The following is a 17,717-nucleotide window of genomic DNA, read 5'->3' as shown; positions in this document are numbered from 1 at the left end:
AGCTTCGCGGATGAATTCGCTCCCAGGGCAGGAGCGGATTCATCCGCGAAAAGGCATCACTCGGCAGCAGGAGCCGGAGTGTTGCGTTTCTTCAACGGAGCCATGCCGTCCTTGCTCACCAGCGAGTCCGACTTCGGACGGTTGGCGGATTTGCGCTTGGTCGGCCCTTTGGCGGCGACTTTTTTCTTGTCACCCTTGCTGTCGGTCTTTTTCTTCTTGGTGCCTACAGCCTTGCCCGACGCCTTGACCTTCTTCGGCCCGCCGTAGGTGCCTTTGATTTCCTTGATGGTGCGGCGCTCGAAGCTTTGCTTGAGGTAGCGCTCGATGCTGGACATCAGGTTCCAGTCACCGTGGCAGATCAGGGAAATCGCCAGGCCTTCGCTGCCGGCACGGCCGGTACGACCGACACGGTGCACGTAATCATCGCCGCTGCGGGGCATGTCGAAGTTGATGACCAGATCCAGGCCATCCACATCCAGACCACGCGCCGCAACATCGGTAGCCACCAGAATCTTGGCACCGCCCTGCTTCAGGCGCTCGATGGCGGCCTTGCGGTCTTTCTGGTCCTTGTCGCCGTGCAGCACGAACGCCTTGTATTCCTGCGCGACCAGACGCCCGTACAGACGGTCGGCCATGGCCTTGGTGTTGGTGAACACAATGGCTTTCTGGTAAGTCTCGTTGGCCAGCAGCCAGTTGAGGACCTGTTCCTTGTGGACGTTGTGGTCAGCAGTGATGATCTGCTGACGAGTACCGGAAGCCAGCTCGCTGACGTTGTTGAGCAGCAGGTGCTGTGGGTCTTTCAGTACCTTGTGGATCATTTCCCGCAGACCGGCGCCGCCGGTCGTGGCCGAGAACAGCATGGTCTGCTGACGATCCGCGCATTCGCCCGCCAGACGCTCGACGTCTTCGGAGAAACCCATGTCCAGCATGCGGTCGGCTTCGTCGAGCACCAGCACTTCAACCAGCTTGAGGTCCAGGTTGCCAGCGTTGAGGTGTTCCAGCAGACGACCCGGCGTGCCGATCAGGATATCCGGCACCTTGCGCAGCATCGCGGCCTGGACCTTGAAGTCTTCGCCACCGGTAATCAGACCGGCCTTGATGAAGGTGAACTGCGAAAAACGCTCGACTTCCTTGAGGGTCTGCTGGGCCAGCTCGCGGGTCGGCAGCAGAATCACCGCGCGGATATCGACCCGTACCTTGGCCGGGCCGATCAGGCGATTGAGGATCGGTAACACAAACGCGGCAGTCTTGCCGCTACCGGTCTGAGCCGTCACCCGCAGGTCACGCCCTTGCAATGCCAGCGGAATAGCGGCGGCCTGCACGGGCGTAGGCTCGACAAATTTAAGCTCGGCCACGGCTTTAAGCAGGCGTTCGTGCAGGGCGAATTCGGAAAACACGGGTGTTACCTCGGCGAAATACAAAAATACAGCTGCATAGCGTAACGGTTTCGAGCGCCGGGGCCGAGTTTCTTTACCACTCTGGGTGGATTTTGTTGCTTGATTTAAGTTTGGCTGCAATCGGCAAGGCAAGAATGCTCTAATCGCTCCCCCCTTTTTTCTTTACGGGATTTTTCTGTTTTATGGATATTCAATCGCTTTGGCGCCGCACCCAGGAACTCTGGGGCATGCTCGATCAACATCCATGGCTGCATACCGGCCTGGCCCTGGTCGTATTGCTGGGCACCGCATTCCTGCTGGGCCGACTGGCCCGTTTCCTGATACTGCACGGCATGAAGATGCTGGGTCGCCAGCCTGCCCTGCACTGGCTCAATGATTTGCGCCACAACAAGGTGTTCCATCGTCTGGCGCAGATAGCCCCATCGCTGGTCATCCAGTTCGGCCTGAACCTGGTGCCGGGCTTGAGCGCAACCGGCAAGAACGTCATCGGCAACATGGCCCTGGCCGTCACCATTCTGTTCATGACCCTGGCCATCGGCGCCCTGCTCAACGCCCTGCTCGAAATCTATGCCCGCACCGAACACGCCCGAACCCGCTCGATCAAGGGTTACGTGCAACTGGCCAAGATGATCCTGTATATCTTTGCCGCAATCATCATCGTCGCCACCCTGATCGACCGTTCACCGCTGTTGCTGCTGTCGGGTCTGGGTGCGATGTCGGCGGTTATCCTGTTGGTCTACAAGGACACCCTGCTGTCATTCGTTGCCAGCGTCCAACTGACCAGCAATGACATGCTGCGGGTCGGCGACTGGATCGAAATGCCTCAGGTCGGCGCCGATGGGGATGTCGTGGATATCACCCTGCATACGGTCAAGGTGCAGAACTTCGACAAGACCATCGTCTCGATCCCGACCTGGCGCCTGATGTCCGAGTCGTTCCGCAACTGGCGCGGCATGCAGCAATCGGGCGGGCGGCGGATCAAGCGCAGCCTGTTCATCGACGCCAGCGGCGTACGCTTCGTGCGCGACGACGAGGAACATCGCCTGACCCAGGTGCATCTGCTGACCGACTACATCGGTCGCAAACAGGCTGAACTGCTAGCCTGGAACAAGGCCCAGGGCAATGTCGCCGAACTCTCGGCCAACCGCAGGCGCATGACCAACATCGGCACCTTCCGCGCCTATGCACTGGCCTACCTGAAAAGCCATCCCGACATTCACCCGGACATGACCTGCATGGTCCGCCAGCTGGAAACCACAGCCCAAGGCATTCCGCTGGAAATCTACTGCTTCACCCGCACCACCGTGTGGGCCGAGTACGAGCGGATTCAAGGGGATGTGTTCGACTATATGCTGGCGGTGCTGCCGGAATTTGGCTTGAGCCTGTATCAGCAGCCTAGCGGCGCGGATATGCGCACAGGGCTGGCGGTGGCGAATGTCGCCAGGCCTGTGCGGGCGCCTGCCTGAAAGACTGAAATCTAAGGCCGGGCCAATGCCGGCCTGATACCCAGGCGACTGATCCACAACGACACCAGAATCAGCGAGCCGCCAATGAACAGGCGGCTTAGCGATTCATGCTGATTCCAGATCAGCAGGTTGACCAGCAGCCCGATTGGCACATGCAGGACGTTGAATACCGCCAGGGTCGAACCGGACACAAGGCATGCCCCCTTGTTCCACCAATACATCCCCAGCGCCGTGGAACACAGCCCCAGAAACAGCAGCACGCTCCATTGCTGTGTGTCGTTCGGAACGTTCTGCGGATTGCCGAACATCAGGAAGGCCGGCAGAACCACCGCCAGTGCACCGAGGTAGAAATAGCCGAAGCGCCGGTAGTGCGGCAGGTCGCTCGGATGGCGGGCCACCAGATGTTTGTACAGGACCTGGCCGGCGGCGTAGGTGAAGTTGGCCAGTTGCAACAGCAGGAAGCCACCGAGGAAGTCGCCGTCCAGGCCGTCGTAGCGAATCACGCCTGCGCCCAGTACCGCGACCAGCGCAGCCAGCAAGGCCCATGGGTTGAAGCGGCGGTTGAGGGCGTCTTCGATCAGGGTCACGTGCAGCGGTGTGAGGATGGTGAACAGCAGCACTTCCGGCACGGTCAGGACGCGGAAGCTCAGGTACAGGCAGACATAGGTGATGCCGAATTGCAGCGCGCCAATCAGCAGCATGCCGCGCATGAAACGCGGTTCGACCTGACGCCAGCGAGTCAGCGGGATGAATACCAGCCCGGCCAGGACTACACGAATCAGCACCGCGAGATAGCTGTCGACATGGCCTGCCAGATAAACGCCGATCAGGCTGAAGGAAAACGCCTGGATCAGCGTCACGATAAGTAAATAGCCCATGAGCGCCCCTTTTTTGAAGGCCGCGAACATAGCGGGTTGGTGGTTTGGGTGTCTAGCAGCAATCTGTGTGTCAATTATCCTGTGGGACCGGATTTATCCGGGAAGAGGCCTGTACATTCACAGCATCTTCGCCGACAGAAACAATGCCTTCCCGGATAAATCCGGTCCCACACTGCGAAAAAACTGGAGAAAAAGAAAAGCCCGATTCCCCTCACAACAAGAGGAATCGGGCCATGCACCCAGGAGCGGGAGGTGCCAAGGGGATTGCTATAAGGGAATCAGGCTACTTCGGTCAGTCTGGCGATCGCGTGGTTCAAGCCTTTTTCACTGAACTCGGCGCCCATGTTCAGGCCTTCGGCATGGATGAAGCTGACATCGTGAATGCCGACAAAAGCCAGTACCTGACGCAGGTAGGGTTCCTGATGATCCATGCTGCTGCCGGTATAGATGCCGCCGCGGGCAGTCAGGACGAAGGCGCGTTTGTTGGTCAGCAGGCCTTGAGGACCGGTTTCGCCGTACTTGAAGGTCACACCGGCGCGCAGTACATGATCGAACCAGGCCTTGAGGGTGCTGGGGATGGTGAAGTTGTACATGGGCGCTGCCAGGACCAGCACGTCGGCACCAACCAGCTCTTCGGTGAGCAGGTTCGAGCGTTCCAGCGCGGCCTGTTCGGTGGCGTTGCGCTGCTCGGCCAGCTTCATCCAGCCGCCCAGCAGCGTCGCGTCCAGATGCGGCACTGGATCGAGGCCCAGGTCACGCACACTGATTTCATCGCCCGGATGCGCAGTTTTCCACTGGCTGATGAATTGCTGCGTCAGCTGACGTGAAACCGAATCCTGTTGGCGGGCGCTGCTTTCGATAATCAGTACGCGGGACATGCCTGAGATCTCCATCGAAGAATGTGGTGAGTCGATGGAGAGAAGGCTAAACGTGAACCTATCGATAAAAAAGAGCAAAAAACTGCTGCTATACATCTAAAAATTTGTTTTAACCGCCAGAGCGTTCTACTCTCGTTTTCAGGCGGGTTCACAGTTCAGCTTGATTCGCAGCTTGATAATGCTCCGGTTGAACTTGGAGGTGACATCGACGCTTTTCCCGGCTGCGACCTGTATCCGTCGTGTGCGTGGCGCTTCCGGGCCATTGCGAAACACCACCGAGCACTTGGCATCGACACTGCCGTAGTTGTTCACGGTGATCGAACCGGTGTCGTGATAGGTGTCGTGGCTGTTGTAGTCGATCTGCACGCCCTGATACTGCTTCTCCACCTCGATGGGGTAGGCAAAGGCACTCAAGGGCAACATCGCCAGTAATACGCAGCACAGTCTGTTCATCCGTCAGTCTCCAGAGCAGGGATTGTCAGAGTAGGACAATCGAGATGAAAAAAGGAATAACTGAATGAAAGCCCCTCGCGTGACCCTCGATCAATGGCGCACCTTGCAGGCCGTTGTCGATCACGGTGGCTTTGCCCAGGCCGCCGAGGCCTTGCATCGTTCGCAATCATCGGTGAGCTACACCGTGGCGCGGATGCAGGATCAACTCGGTGTGCCGCTGCTACGCATCGATGGACGCAAGGCGGTGCTGACCGAAGCCGGTGAAGTGCTGTTGCGACGCTCGCGGCAACTGGTCAAGCAGGCCAGCCAGCTGGAAGACCTGGCCCATCATATGGAACAGGGCTGGGAGGCCGAAGTGCGGCTGGTGGTCGATGCAGCCTATCCTACCGCGCGACTGGTGCGCGCCTTGACGGCGTTCATGCCGCAAAGCCGTGGATGCCGGGTGCGTTTGCGTGAAGAGGTGTTGTCCGGGGTCGAGGAAGTACTGCTCGAAGGCGTGGCCGACCTGGCCATCAGCGGCTTCAGCATTCCCGGCTATCTGGGCACCGAGATGAACACCGTGGAGTTCATTGCAGTCGCCCATCCCGAACATCCCTTGCATCAGGCCAACCGTGAACTGACGTTCCAGGATCTGGAAAGCCAGTTGCAAGTGGTGATTCGCGACTCGGGCCGGCAGCAGCCCCGCGACGTTGGCTGGCTCGGCGCCGAACAGCGCTGGACGGTCGGCAGCCTTGGCACGGCGACCACCTTTGTCAGCAGCGGGCTGGGCTTTGCCTGGCTGCCGCGGCACATGATCGAGCGCGAACTCAAGGAAGGCGTACTCAAGGTCCTGCCGCTGGACAAGGGGCGCAGTCGCAACCCGTCGTTCTATCTGTACTCCAGCAAGGACAAACCGCTGGGCCCGGCGACACAGATTCTGATCGACTTGATCCGCACCTTCGACACGGCACCGCTGACAGTGGCATTCGCGGCGCCTCAACAAGCCTGACAGGGAAGGACCCATGACTTTTTTCGAGCATGACGGCTGTTCGCTGCACTACGAGGAATACGGCCAGGGCGAACCGGTATTACTGCTGCACGGCCTCGGCTCCAGTTGCCAGGACTGGGAATACCAGATCCCGGCGCTGGCCGAGCACTATCGGGTGATTGTCATGGATGCCCGCGGCCACGGACGCTCGGACAAGCCCCATGAACGCTACAGCATCAAGGGTTTCAGCGCCGATGTCGAAGCCCTGATCGAGCATCTGCACCTGGGCCCGGTGCATGTGATCGGCCTGTCCATGGGCGGGATGGTCGGCTTTCAACTGGCGGTCGATCAACCCCATCTGCTCAAGAGCCTGTGCGTGGTCAACAGTGCGCCACAGGTCAAGGTCAGGAGCTTTAGCGACTTGCTGCAACTGATCCGGCGCTGGACCCTGTCGCGGGTGGTGAGCATGAATACATTGGGTCATGCGCTGGACAAATTGTTGTTCCCCAAACCGGAACAGGCCGAACTGCGCCAGAAAATGGCCGAACGCTGGAGCCGCAACGACAAACGCGCCTATCTGGCCAGTTTCGATGCAATCGTCGGCTGGGGCGTGGAGAAAAAACTGGCTCGTATCACCTGCCCGACCCTGATCATCAGCGCCGACCGCGACTACACTCCCGTAGCACTCAAGGAAGCCTACGTCAGACAGTTGCCCAACGCACGGCTGGTGGTCATCAAGGATTCCAGACACGCCACGCCGCTGGACCAGCCCGAGCAATTCAATCGAACCGTGCTGGAATTCATCGCCTCGCCAAAGGTCTGAAAACCGCAGGCTGTTCATATCCGCGGTTGCAGGTCCCACTGGGCAAAAAAAGCCAAACGTGGTTACCTTGCCAGCCACAGTCGACATATCACTGAAGGACTCTCTGCCCCATGCTGAAAAAAATCGCCCTCGCCGCCTGCTCCGTGCTGTTCGCCGCCAACCTGATGGCTGCCCAGCCTCCGGCCAAGGCTACGCATGTCGTACTGAACACCAGCTTCGGCGAAATCGAACTCGAACTCGCGGACGAAAAGGCACCGATCAGCACCCGGAACTTCCTGGGTTATGTCGACAGCGGTTTCTACAACAACACCATTTTCCATCGCGTGATTCCGGGCTTCATGGTCCAGGGTGGCGGCTTCACTCAGTATCTGGTGCAGAAGGAAACCAAGGACCCGATCAAGAACGAAGCGCAAAATGGCCTGCATAACGTGCGCGGCACCATCGCCATGGCCCGTACCTCGAACGTGAACTCGGCGACCAGCCAGTTCTTCATCAACACCAATGACAACGCCATGCTCGACAACGGCGTGCGTGACTACGGTTACGCGGTGTTCGGCAAAGTGGTCAAGGGCATGGACGTGGTAGACCAGATCGTCAACGCCCGGACCGGCAACCAGAAAGGCATGCAGAACGTGCCTGTCGACCCGATCCTGATCAAGTCGGCCAAGCGCGTCGAGTAAAAGGAAATCCGGACGCATGCAGCCCTGTATTCAGGCAGGGCTCATACGTTCTGTACGGGAGCGCTTCCAATCATCGAGGAGAACCCACCTTGCGTGGGTGTCATAGCCAATGCTTTATCGTCGTTTTGAAAAGCTGATCGATACCTTCCGAGACGCCCCTACCGCCTCCCCACCCAATACCGTTCTAGCGTTCTACATCTACTACCTGCGCCAGGTGTGGCCGGTTTTCACTGCACTGCTGGTGGTCGGGCTGATTGGCGCGCTGATCGAAGTGGCGCTGTTCAGCTACCTGAGCCGCATCATCGACCTGGCACAGACCACGCCCGCCAAGGATTTTTTCACGGTACATGGCAGTGACCTGATCTGGATGGTGGTCGTGACTCTGCTGCTGCGACCGGTGTTTGTCGGCCTGCATGACCTGCTGGTGCACCAGACCATCAGCCCCGGCATGACCAACATGATCCGCTGGCAGAACCACAGCTACGTGCTCAAGCAGAGCATCAACTTCTTCCAGAACGACTTCGCCGGACGCATCGCCCAGCGCATCATGCAGACCGGTAACTCGCTGCGCGACTCGGCCGTGCAGGCCGTGGATGCCCTGTGGCATGTGCTGATCTACGCCATCAGTTCGCTGGTGCTGTTCGCCGAAGCCGACTGGCGCCTGATGATTCCGCTGATGCTGTGGATCATTGCCTACATCCTGTCGCTGATGTACTTCGTGCCCAGGGTCAAGGAACGCTCGGTGGTGTCTTCCGATGCCCGCTCCAGGCTCATGGGGCGAATCGTCGATGGCTACACCAACATCACCACCCTCAAGCTGTTCGCCCACACCAACTTCGAGCAGCAATACGCCCGCGAAGCCATCAGCGAACACACCCACAAGACCCAGATGGCCGCTCGGGTGGTCACCGCCATGGACACCGTCATCACCTCCATGAACGGTCTGCTGATCGTGTCTACCACCGGCCTGGCCCTGTGGCTCTGGACCCAGTCGCTGATCTCGGTGGGCGCCATCGCCCTGGCGACCGGGCTGGTGATCCGCATCGTCAACATGTCCGGCTGGATCATGTGGGTGGTCAACGGGATTTTCGAGAATATCGGCACCGTGCAGGACGGCCTGGAAAGCATCTCGCAACCGGTAACGGTGACCGACAGCCCTGGCGCTTCAAAACTGCAGATCGACAAGGGCGGCGTGAAATTCGAGGGTGTGGATTTTCATTACGGCAATGGCAACGGCATCATCCACAACCTCAATCTGGATATCCGGCCCGGCGAGAAAATCGGCCTGATCGGACCTTCCGGTGCGGGTAAGTCGACCTTGGTGAACCTGCTGCTGCGCATGTACGACGTGCAGGCGGGCAGGATTCTGATCGATGGCCAGGATATTTCCGAAGTGACTCAGGAAAGTCTGCGGGCGCAGATCGGCATGATCACCCAGGACACTTCGCTGCTGCACCGCTCGATCCGCGACAACCTGCTGTATGGCAATCCAGGGGCGACCGAAGAGCAGCTATGGGACGCGGTACACAAGGCCCGCGCCGAAGAGTTCATCCCGCAACTGTCGGACTCCGAAGGCCGAACCGGTTTCGATGCGCATGTCGGGGAACGTGGCGTGAAGCTGTCCGGGGGGCAGCGGCAACGCATCGCGATTACCCGCGTACTGCTCAAGGACGCGCCGATACTGATCATGGACGAAGCCACTTCGGCCCTGGACTCGGAAGTCGAAGCCGCGATCCAGGAAAGCCTGGAAACCCTGATGCAAGGCAAGACCGTAATCGCCATCGCCCACCGTCTCTCGACCATTGCACGTATGGATCGTCTGGTAGTGCTGGAGAAAGGCCGCATAGCAGAAACCGGCACCCACGCCGAACTGCTGGCCCATGGCGGACTGTATGCGCGGTTGTGGCAGCACCAGACCGGCGGGTTTGTAGGGGTGGATTGATACGACCTGTGGGAGCGAATTCATTCGCGAAAAACCTGGATGCAGGACTTGTTCGCTCCTACGAGCCGGTGTTTCGGTAGGGCAAGGCGCTGCGCGCATCCTCAGCGTAAGCCAGAATACCGACTCGTTCCTGATCGAGAAAATCACTCACGGCGTCCTTCAACCCCGGATGCAGCAGGTAGTGCCAGGAATGGGTGATTTTCGGCTCGAAACCGCGAATAAGCTTGTGCTCACCCTGAGCACCGGCATCGAAACGCTGTAGGCCTTTTTCGATGGCGTAATCCATGCCCTGATAGAAACAGGTCTCGAAATGCAGGCGGTCGAACTCGGCCAGGCAGCCCCAATAGCGGCCATAGAAACTGTCGCCGCCGGTAAGGCTGAAGGCCATGGCCACCGGACGCTGGCCCTGGCGAGCCAGTACCACGCGAATCGCCTCAGGCATGCGCTCGGCCAGCAGGCTGAAGAACTCCCGAGTCAGGTAAGGCGCCTGCCCACGCACTTCATAGGTATTGGAATAGCAGGCATAGACGAAGTCCCACAGCACTTCGCTCATCTGCGAACCTTCCAGCCACTCAAACTCGATCCCCTGCCCCGCCACCTGCTCGCGCTCCTTGCGCATCTGCTTGCGTTTGCGCGAGCTCAAGGCGTCGAGAAAATCCTGAAAGTCCCGATAGCCGCGATTGTGCCAGTGGAACTGGCAACCATAGCGCTGCAGCCAGCCTTGCTGCCCGGCCAGCAAGGCGTCGGCGGCTGGATCGGTGAAATTCACATGCGCGCTCGACAGGCTTTCAGCCTGCAGATAGTCGGGCAGCCCTGCCAGTAAGTGCATACCGGCCTCTGGCGTCTGCGCCAGGACCCGCGTGCCACTTACCGGACTGAACGGCACCGCCGCCAGCAATTTGGGGTAATAGCCGATGCCAGCCCGCCGACAGGCGTCGGCCCAGCCGTGATCGAACACGTACTCACCGTACGAATGCCATTTGCGGTAGGCGGGCAATGCAGCAACCAGCTCGCCACCCTGGTAATGCAGCAGATGCTCGGCCTTCCAGCCCGAACGCGGCCCGAGACTGCCGCTGTCTTCCAGGGCACTGAGAAAGGCGTGGCGAAGAAAAGGTTGCCCGTCGGGAACCAGCGCATCCCAGTGCGCGGGCACGACATCGCTGAGGCTGGCAGTCGGGACGAACATGCAGGTTTCCAGGCAAATCGGAGGACGCAGCAGTATCCCCCATCGAAGCGCAATGTTCACCCATTGTTGCGGCGAAGGCTCTAGCTCGCGCATTACAGACTTTCAATCGTCACCAACATGCCATCGTATTGCCACCTTTCTGAAATAACCAGTCGTAATACTGGCGCCTGTTTTTAGAACAGAGGGTACTAGCCCTCACCAAGCCCTGCCTGTGGGGTGGTATTCAAGGATGGTCTTCGCCATCCGCTATTCAGTTATGGAGATTGACATGCGTCTTGTTTCTACACGTACTGCAGCCGCCCTTTCCGGCAGCCTGGCACTGGCCATGAGTGTTTCGGCCAATGCCGCAGTCGACGCTAAACTGCTGGACATGCTCAGGGCCAACGGCTCGATCAACCAGGCTCAATACGCTGAGTTGCAGACCGAACTGGCAAAGGATCAGCAGGCTCAGAAACAAGCCCTGGCCGACATCCAGCAGAGCAAATCCGCCTCTCAGGCCGAGTTCGAGAAGAAAATTGCCTGGGCCACCAAGACCCAGTTCAAGGGTGACGTGCGCGTGCGTCAGGAAACCATCAACATCGATGGCCAGACCAACTCGCAGGACAAGGATCGCCAACGCATCCGTGCCCGTCTGGGCGCCTACACCGAAATCAACCCGCAAGTGAGCACCGGTATCCGTATCGCCAGCGGCGGCACCACTGGCGACGCCCGCTCCACCAACGTGGACCTGGATAACTATTTCGCCAAGAAAGACCTGTGGCTGGACCTGGGTTACATCGACTACGCGCCTACCGCAGTCAAGAACCTGCACGTGATCGGCGGCAAGATGCTGCAACCGTGGGTCAGCATGGGCGACGTGATCTGGGATGGCGACATCAACCCTGAAGGTCTGGCAGCGACTTACAGCTACCCGCTGGGCGGCAAGACCGAACTGTTCGGTAGCGCCGGTCACTACACCCTCAAGGACAACATCGATGGCGACGGCACTCAGTTCCGCCACGACCTGAGCATGTACGCTGGCCAGTTGGGTGCCCGCTTCGCACCGACCGACGACCTGAAAGTCACCCTCGGCGGCAGCATGTATGGTTTCCGCAACGACAAGGACAGTGCGGCCCTGCGCGTCAACGGCAACACCACCAACCAGTTCCGTCTGTATGAAGGTTTCGGCCAGATCGACATCGGCGGCCTGGGCCTGCCGCTGGCACTGTACGGCCAGTACATCGTCAACAACGACAGCACCGACGATCAGGACACTGCCTGGCTGACCGGTGTGAAGACCAAGGTGTTCGGTTTCAACCTGGACTACAACTACCGCGACACTCAGCGTAACGCTGTGGTCGGCGCCTTCACCGATTCGGACTTCGCCAACGGCACCACCGGTTCGCGCGGTCACAAGCTAAAAGTTGGTTACGAAATCGACAAGAACTTCTCGGTCGGCGCAACCTATTTCCTGACCAAAGCCGACTACGCTACTACAACAATGCGTGATGCAGATGCCAACACGCTGCAGCTGGACATGGAAGCCAAGTTCTAAGAGTACCCGCTAAACGCTCTTGTTTTTTACAGGCTGACATTGGCAATCGATCCCCATCATCCGTCGATCTGCCAATGCTCAGCCTGTATTTCTTTCTACGTATCCTGGCGCCCTGATCAACGCTTGCGCAGGATCACGCTGCCAATCGAATAACCTGCCCCGAATGAACTGAGCACACCCAGTGCGCCCTTGGGCAAATCGTCCTGATAGCTGTGAAAGGCAATCACCGAACCGGCAGAGCTGGTATTGGCATAGCGATCAAGAATCACCGGCGCTTCTTCAACGCTGGCTTCACGGCCCAGCAGTTTCCTGACGATCAGGTGGTTCATGCTCAGGTTGGCCTGATGCAACCAGAAACGCTGCACGTCACTGGCATTGAGGCCGTTTTCATTCAAGTGGGTCGCGACCAGTTCGGCCACCATTGGGCAGACATCGCGGAACACCTTGCGGCCTTCCTGGACGAACAGCTTGTCTGGCGCGCCCTCACCTTCATCCGAGGTCCGATTGAGGAATCCGAAATTGTTGCGAATGTTGTTGGAGAAAGTGGTCAACAGCTTGGTGCTGACGATATCGAACTGATGCGCGGACGTCGCCAGATCGGCACGCTCGACCACCACGGCAGTTGCACCGTCGCCAAAGATGAAGTGGCTGTCGCGATCACGGAAATTCAGATGCGCGGTGCAGATCTCCGGGCTGATGACCAGCAGCGCACGGGCCTGGCCCAGTTGCACACTGTTGCAGGCCGCCTGAATCCCGAACGTGGCCGAGGAACAGGCAACGTTCATGTCGAAGCCATAACCCTGCACGCCAAGAGCAGACTGGATTTCAATGGAGATCGCCGGGTAGGCACGTTGCAGATTGGAACAGGCGACGATCACGCCATCGATATCGGCGGCGGTCTTGCCGGCGCGTTGCAAGGCCTGCTCGGCAGCTGCAACGCCCATCTGGCACAGAATCGACCACTCGTCGTTGGAACGCTCCGGCAGATTGGGCTTCATGCGCTGCGGATCGAGGATGCCTTGCTTGTCCATCACAAAGCGGCTCTTGATACCCGAGGCCTTTTCGATGAACGCCACACTGGATTCACTCAGCGCCTCGACTTCACCGCGTTCGATGGCGGCAGCGTTGTCGCTGTTGAATTGACCGACATAGGTATTGAAAGACTGCACCAGCTCTTCGTTTGAGATGCTGTTGGCCGGGGTGTACAGGCCTGTGCCGCTGATGACGACGTTATGCACGGTCGTTCCTCTCTTATGAATGTTGCTGGTAGTGAGCTGTCGAGTACGGTAAGTGGCGGCCAACAACTATTGGAACCAGCGTACCAATACGTACGTAAAAATGGGCTGCAAAGGCAAGACGAAACCCCGCGGCACACTTCAAGGCAAGGCGCGAAGTGTGCCATAACGGCGGGGGTTTGGCGCTAGTCAGGCGACCGGGAACGCCATTCCATAGTGTTGTGGTGTCTCTGGTACAGCGCTGCCTCCCACAGCCCTCTTACTGACTTGCAACACTTCATGCAGACAGAGCCAATTCATTCACTCCTACCGGGGAGAACCTCAGCCTAGGCTTCCACCTGGGTCCATTGTTTGTTCAAACGTTTGTCCGATACCGGGATTTTGGTGCCCAGTTGCTGCGCGAACAGCGACACTCGGTATTCTTCCAGCCACCAGCGGTAAACCGTCAGCTCCGGATCGCGCTTGCCTTCCTGGGCATGCTTGGAGGCCCGGGCCTGATATTGCGCCCACAAACCGGACAACTCGATGCTCCAGACCCGGTCCTTCTGTACCTGGGCCGGCAGTTTTTCCAGGCGCATTTCGATGGCTTTCAGGTAACGCGGCAGTTCCTTGAGCCATACGGCAGGCGTTTCGCGCACGAACCCCGGATACACCAATTGCCCCAACTGCGACTTGATGTCGTTCAGCGCCACCGCCTGGGCCAGGTCAATCTTGCCCTTGAAGCGTTTTTGCAGACCGTGCCAGAGCTTGAGGATTTCCAGCGTCAGCTTCGCCAGACGCTCGGCATGCTCGGTCCAGTTGCTACGCTTGCGCTCGGCCAGCGACAGCAGCCCCGCACCGTCGCGCGGCAATTCGGTTTCACCGTCCAGCACGCAACTGTCGAGGCTGGCCAGCAGAATGTCTTCGACCAGCGCATCGATACGCCCCAGTTCGCGATACAACAGCGCAAGCTCGGTCTGGCCCGGCAGTTTGCTGCGCAGGAACCTGGCCGGCTCGGCCAGTTGCTGCAGGAGCAGACGCTGCAAGGCACGGCGATGCTGATACTCGGCCTCGGCCTGGGTCGAGAAGCGCCCTTCCTTGACCGTTCCGCCCTCTTCGACCAAGGCCGGATACACCGTCATCGATAGCCCGGCAATGTTCTGCTGGGTCTTCTGCGCCACCGGAGCGAATACCTTGGCTTCCACCGGCTGCTGGCTCTTCGCGCTTTGCGGCACGGCGAGCGCGGCCTGGCTGGCTTCGGCAAAGCGCGCCGTCAGTTCGGCCAGATCGCGGCCTTCACCGAGGAACTTGCCGCTGCCGTCGAGAATTTCCAGGTTCATCTTCAAGTGATTTTCAAGCTGCTGCGCCGCTTCGGCCCAGGCTTCGTCCGCCACTCTGGCGCCCGTCATGCGCAACAATTCGCGCCCCAGTGCCTGAGGCAACGAACCTTCACCAAAGGTGATGCGCTGCAAGGCTGCCTTCACGAAGTCCGGCACCGGCACAAAGTTCTTGCGGATGGCCTTGGGCAGGTTACGCACCAGCGCAATGCACTTGGTTTCCAGCAAACCCGGCACCAGCCATTCCAGACGCTCGACCGGCAACGACAGCAACAGCGGCGCAGGCACGCGCAGGGTCACGCCGTCACGCGGGTGATTGGGCTCGAAGTGGTAAGTCAGCGCCAGGCTCAATTCGCCCAGTCGCAAGGTGTCGGGATATTGCGCAGCCGTGACCTCACTGGCTTCACGGGCCAGTACATCCTCTTCGCGCATGATCAACAGTTGCGGGTCTTTCTGACTGTTGACCTTGTACCAGCTGTCGAAGGTGGCGGTCTGGTGAATCTCGGCCGGAATCCGCGCTTCGTAGAAGCTGTAGAGCGTGTCTTCGTCGGCCAGAATATCGCGGCGCCGGGCCTTGGCTTCCAGTTCGTCCAGTTGCTCCAGCAGCCGGGTGTTGGCGCTCAGGCATTTGGCGCGCGACTGAATATCGCCACGCACCAGCCCTTCGCGGATAAACAGCTCACGCGAAACCACCGGATCGACCGGCCCGTAATGCACCGGCCGACGACCGACCACGATCAGCCCGAACAGAGTGATCTGCTCGAAAGCCACCACCTGCCCGCGCTTTTTCTCCCAGTGCGGCTCGAAATGGTTTTTCTTGACCAGATGCCCGGCCAGCGGCTCGATCCAGTCAGCGTCGATCCTGGCGACCATGCGCGCATACAGTTTGGTGGTCTCGACCAGTTCGGCGGTCATCAGCCATTGCGGACGTTTCTTGCCCAGCCCCGAAGACGGATGAATCCAGAAGCGCCGCTGCCGCGCGCCGAGGTAATCGCCCTCTTCCGCCTTCTGGCCGATCTGGCTCAGCAGGCCGGAAAGAATCGCCTTGTGGAATTTAGGGTAGTCGGCCGGCTCTTTATTGACGGTCAGTTGCAGGTCGCGGCAGATCAGGCTCAGTTGACGGTGCGAGTCGCGCCACTCACGAAGCCGCAGGTAGTTGAGGAAGTTGCGTCGACACCAGTTGCGCAACGGGCTGGCCGTCAACGCCTGGCGCTGCTCCTCGAAACCGCGCCACAGATTGACCAGCCCGGCAAAGTCCGAGTCTGCATCTTTCCATTGTGCATGCGCCTGATCGGCCGCCTGCTGGCGCTCCGGCGGACGCTCGCGCACATCCTGCACCGACATGGCACTGGCGACGATCAGGACTTCCTGCAAACTGCCCTGCTTCGCCGCTTCCAGCAACATGCGACCCATGCGCGGATCAACCGGCAAGCGCGCCAGTTGCCGGCCCAAAGGCGTGAGCTGGTTTTCGCGATTGACCGCCGACAGTTCCTGCAACAGATTGAAGCCGTCGCTGATGGCCTTGCCGTCCGGTGGCTCGATGAACGGGAAGTCGGTAATTTCGCCCAGACGCAGGTGCAGCATCTGCAGGATGACTGCCGCGAGGTTGGTGCGCAGAATCTCCGGATCGGTAAATTCCGGACGGCCGTTGAAATCCTCTTCACTGTACAGACGGATACACAGCCCCGGCTCGACCCGGCCACAACGACCTTTACGCTGGTTGGCACTGGCCTGGGAAACGGCTTCGACGGGCAGGCGCTGGACCTTGGCCCGATAGCTGTAGCGGCTGATCCGCGCAGTACCGGTATCGATTACATAACGGATACCGGGCACCGTCAGGGAGGTTTCGGCCACGTTGGTCGCCAGCACCACGCGCCGTCCCGGATGCGACTGGAAGATGCGCTGCTGTTCGGCCGGCGACAGGCGCGCATACAGCGGCAGGATTTCGGTGTGTTTGAGCTGGGCCTTGCGCAGCACTTCCGCAGCGTCACGGATTTCCCGCTCGCCGGGCAGGAACACCAGCACATCGCCGGGGCTCTTGCGCTCGCTGCGCTCGAAAGCCGCCAGTTCGTCCAGTGTCGCCAGAATGGCCTGATCGACCGTCAGGTCTTCCTCGACACTGTTGCCTTCCTCGTCCTGCTCGCTGGTCAGCGGCCGATACCAGGTTTCCACCGGGAAGGTTCGCCCGGACACTTCCACGATAGGCGCATCGTTGAAATGCGCGGAGAAACGCTGCAGGTCGATAGTCGCCGAGGTGATGATGACCTTGAGGTCCGGACGCCGTGGCAGCAGGGTTTTCAGATAGCCGAGCAGGAAGTCGATGTTCAGGCTGCGTTCATGGGCCTCGTCGACGATGATCGTGTCGTAGCGCTCCAGAAAGCGGTCATGCTGGGTTTCGGCCAGCAGGATACCGTCGGTCATCAGCTTGATCAGGGTATTGCTGTCACTCTGGTCCTCGAAACGCACCTGATAGCCGACCAGCGCGCCCAATGGTGTGGCCAGCTCTTCCGCAACCCGGCTGGCCACGCTGCGCGCCGCGATCCGGCGCGGCTGGGTGTGGCCGATCAGACCGTGCTGGCCGCGACCGATTTCCAGGCAGATCTTGGGCAACTGCGTGGTTTTGCCCGAGCCGGTTTCACCGGCAATGATCAGCACCTGATGCTTGAGCAACGCGGCCTTGATTTCATCACGCTTGGCGGCAATCGGCAGGTTTTCGTCATAACGAATCGCCGGCACGCTCGCGCGCCGCGAAGTCACCTGCGCAAAAGACGCCTGCACCCGCTCCACCCACTGCGCCAGCTTCGTTTCATCAGGCTTCTTGCGCAGCTCGTGCAACTGACGACGCAAGCGATGGCGATCGCTGATCATCGCGTGATCGAGGTTTTTCAGCAGTTGGTCGACGGAGGGAGATTCTTCGGTCATCAGGCGCGCAGGGTCTTTTTGAAGATGCGGGGCGCGGATT

At 59.6% G+C, this 17,717-nt stretch carries 13 protein-coding genes; 6 read left to right on the top strand and 7 right to left on the bottom strand.

The window, feature by feature from the left end:
- Positions 1–56 precede the first annotated feature (56 nt).
- Positions 57–1,397 carry a DEAD/DEAH box helicase gene (locus ALQ04_RS10045; protein WP_122315607.1) on the bottom strand — a complete coding sequence of 447 codons (1,341 nt, stop codon included), beginning with the start codon at positions 1,395–1,397 and terminating at the stop codon, positions 57–59.
- A gap of 182 nt (positions 1,398–1,579) precedes the next feature.
- On the opposite strand from ALQ04_RS10045, the gene ALQ04_RS10040 reads away from it, so the two are divergent.
- On the top strand, positions 1,580–2,863 hold the full coding sequence (locus tag ALQ04_RS10040) for a mechanosensitive ion channel family protein (protein WP_122315606.1): 1,284 nt from the start codon (positions 1,580–1,582) through the stop codon (positions 2,861–2,863).
- Positions 2,864–2,874: 11 nt separating this feature from the next.
- Here ALQ04_RS10040 and ALQ04_RS10035 read toward each other — a convergent pair whose 3' ends face one another.
- The 3 genes from ALQ04_RS10035 to ALQ04_RS10025 all read right to left on the bottom strand — a co-directional run bounded on the left by ALQ04_RS10035 (position 2,875) and on the right by ALQ04_RS10025 (position 5,072).
- Positions 2,875–3,741, bottom strand: coding sequence for a carboxylate/amino acid/amine transporter (locus tag ALQ04_RS10035; protein ID WP_122315721.1), 867 nt, complete (start codon positions 3,739–3,741; stop codon positions 2,875–2,877).
- A gap of 278 nt (positions 3,742–4,019) precedes the next feature.
- Positions 4,020–4,619, bottom strand: coding sequence for an FMN-dependent NADH-azoreductase (locus ALQ04_RS10030; protein WP_122315605.1), 600 nt, complete (start codon positions 4,617–4,619; stop codon positions 4,020–4,022).
- 138 nt (positions 4,620–4,757) lie between these two features.
- On the bottom strand, positions 4,758–5,072 hold the full coding sequence (locus ALQ04_RS10025) for a 3-phosphoglycerate kinase (protein WP_122315604.1): 315 nt from the start codon (positions 5,070–5,072) through the stop codon (positions 4,758–4,760).
- 64 nt (positions 5,073–5,136) lie between these two features.
- On the opposite strand from ALQ04_RS10025, the gene ALQ04_RS10020 reads away from it, so the two are divergent.
- The 4 genes from ALQ04_RS10020 to ALQ04_RS10005 all read left to right on the top strand — a co-directional run bounded on the left by ALQ04_RS10020 (position 5,137) and on the right by ALQ04_RS10005 (position 9,484).
- Positions 5,137–6,060, top strand: a complete 924-nt coding sequence (locus tag ALQ04_RS10020; protein ID WP_122315603.1) for a LysR family transcriptional regulator — start codon at positions 5,137–5,139, stop codon at positions 6,058–6,060.
- Between the two features lie 13 nt (positions 6,061–6,073).
- Positions 6,074–6,862, top strand: coding sequence for an alpha/beta fold hydrolase (locus ALQ04_RS10015; protein WP_122315602.1), 789 nt, complete (start codon positions 6,074–6,076; stop codon positions 6,860–6,862).
- Between the two features lie 110 nt (positions 6,863–6,972).
- On the top strand, positions 6,973–7,542 hold the full coding sequence (locus tag ALQ04_RS10010) for a peptidylprolyl isomerase (RefSeq protein WP_122315601.1): 570 nt from the start codon (positions 6,973–6,975) through the stop codon (positions 7,540–7,542).
- A 109-nt stretch (positions 7,543–7,651) separates the two neighbouring features.
- Entirely contained in the window at positions 7,652–9,484 is a 1,833-nt protein-coding gene (locus ALQ04_RS10005) for an ABC transporter ATP-binding protein (RefSeq protein WP_122315600.1), read from the top strand.
- 58 nt (positions 9,485–9,542) lie between these two features.
- On the opposite strand, the gene ALQ04_RS10000 is transcribed toward ALQ04_RS10005, so the two are convergent.
- On the bottom strand, positions 9,543–10,670 hold the full coding sequence (locus ALQ04_RS10000) for a GNAT family N-acetyltransferase (protein WP_122315599.1): 1,128 nt from the start codon (positions 10,668–10,670) through the stop codon (positions 9,543–9,545).
- Positions 10,671–10,938: 268 nt separating this feature from the next.
- On the opposite strand from ALQ04_RS10000, the gene ALQ04_RS09995 reads away from it, so the two are divergent.
- The gene (locus ALQ04_RS09995; RefSeq protein WP_122315598.1) at positions 10,939–12,204 is read left to right on the top strand and encodes a putative porin; all 1,266 of its coding nucleotides are present in this window, start codon (positions 10,939–10,941) and stop codon (positions 12,202–12,204) included.
- Positions 12,205–12,320: 116 nt separating this feature from the next.
- Here ALQ04_RS09995 and ALQ04_RS09990 read toward each other — a convergent pair whose 3' ends face one another.
- Together ALQ04_RS09990 and hrpA are read right to left on the bottom strand one after the other, a co-directional pair.
- The gene (locus ALQ04_RS09990; protein WP_122315597.1) at positions 12,321–13,442 is read right to left on the bottom strand and encodes a beta-ketoacyl-ACP synthase III; all 1,122 of its coding nucleotides are present in this window, start codon (positions 13,440–13,442) and stop codon (positions 12,321–12,323) included.
- Between the two features lie 323 nt (positions 13,443–13,765).
- Positions 13,766–17,677, bottom strand: coding sequence for an ATP-dependent RNA helicase HrpA (hrpA, locus tag ALQ04_RS09985; protein WP_122315596.1), 3,912 nt, complete (start codon positions 17,675–17,677; stop codon positions 13,766–13,768).
- Between the last annotated feature and the right edge of the window lie 40 nt (positions 17,678–17,717).

This window comes from Pseudomonas cichorii, from assembly GCF_003700275.1.
GTDB lineage: Bacteria > Pseudomonadota > Gammaproteobacteria > Pseudomonadales > Pseudomonadaceae > Aquipseudomonas > Aquipseudomonas cichorii_B.
Note: the sequence above shows the minus strand (reverse complement) of the source record. Positions and strands in the feature narration are given on the sequence as shown.

Coding starts and splice junctions, on each gene's coding strand:
- ALQ04_RS10035 (WP_122315721.1), bottom strand. CDS start 3,741: ATGGGCTATTTACTTATCGTGACGCTGATCCAGGCGTTTTCCTTCAGC.
- ALQ04_RS10005 (WP_122315600.1), top strand. CDS start 7,652: ATGCTTTATCGTCGTTTTGAAAAGCTGATCGATACCTTCCGAGACGCC.
- ALQ04_RS10025 (WP_122315604.1), bottom strand. CDS start 5,072: ATGAACAGACTGTGCTGCGTATTACTGGCGATGTTGCCCTTGAGTGCC.
- ALQ04_RS10030 (WP_122315605.1), bottom strand. CDS start 4,619: ATGTCCCGCGTACTGATTATCGAAAGCAGCGCCCGCCAACAGGATTCG.
- ALQ04_RS10020 (WP_122315603.1), top strand. CDS start 5,137: ATGAAAGCCCCTCGCGTGACCCTCGATCAATGGCGCACCTTGCAGGCC.
- ALQ04_RS10010 (WP_122315601.1), top strand. CDS start 6,973: ATGCTGAAAAAAATCGCCCTCGCCGCCTGCTCCGTGCTGTTCGCCGCC.
- hrpA (WP_122315596.1), bottom strand. CDS start 17,677: ATGACCGAAGAATCTCCCTCCGTCGACCAACTGCTGAAAAACCTCGAT.
- ALQ04_RS09995 (WP_122315598.1), top strand. CDS start 10,939: ATGCGTCTTGTTTCTACACGTACTGCAGCCGCCCTTTCCGGCAGCCTG.
- ALQ04_RS10000 (WP_122315599.1), bottom strand. CDS start 10,670: ATGTTCGTCCCGACTGCCAGCCTCAGCGATGTCGTGCCCGCGCACTGG.
- ALQ04_RS10040 (WP_122315606.1), top strand. CDS start 1,580: ATGGATATTCAATCGCTTTGGCGCCGCACCCAGGAACTCTGGGGCATG.
- ALQ04_RS10015 (WP_122315602.1), top strand. CDS start 6,074: ATGACTTTTTTCGAGCATGACGGCTGTTCGCTGCACTACGAGGAATAC.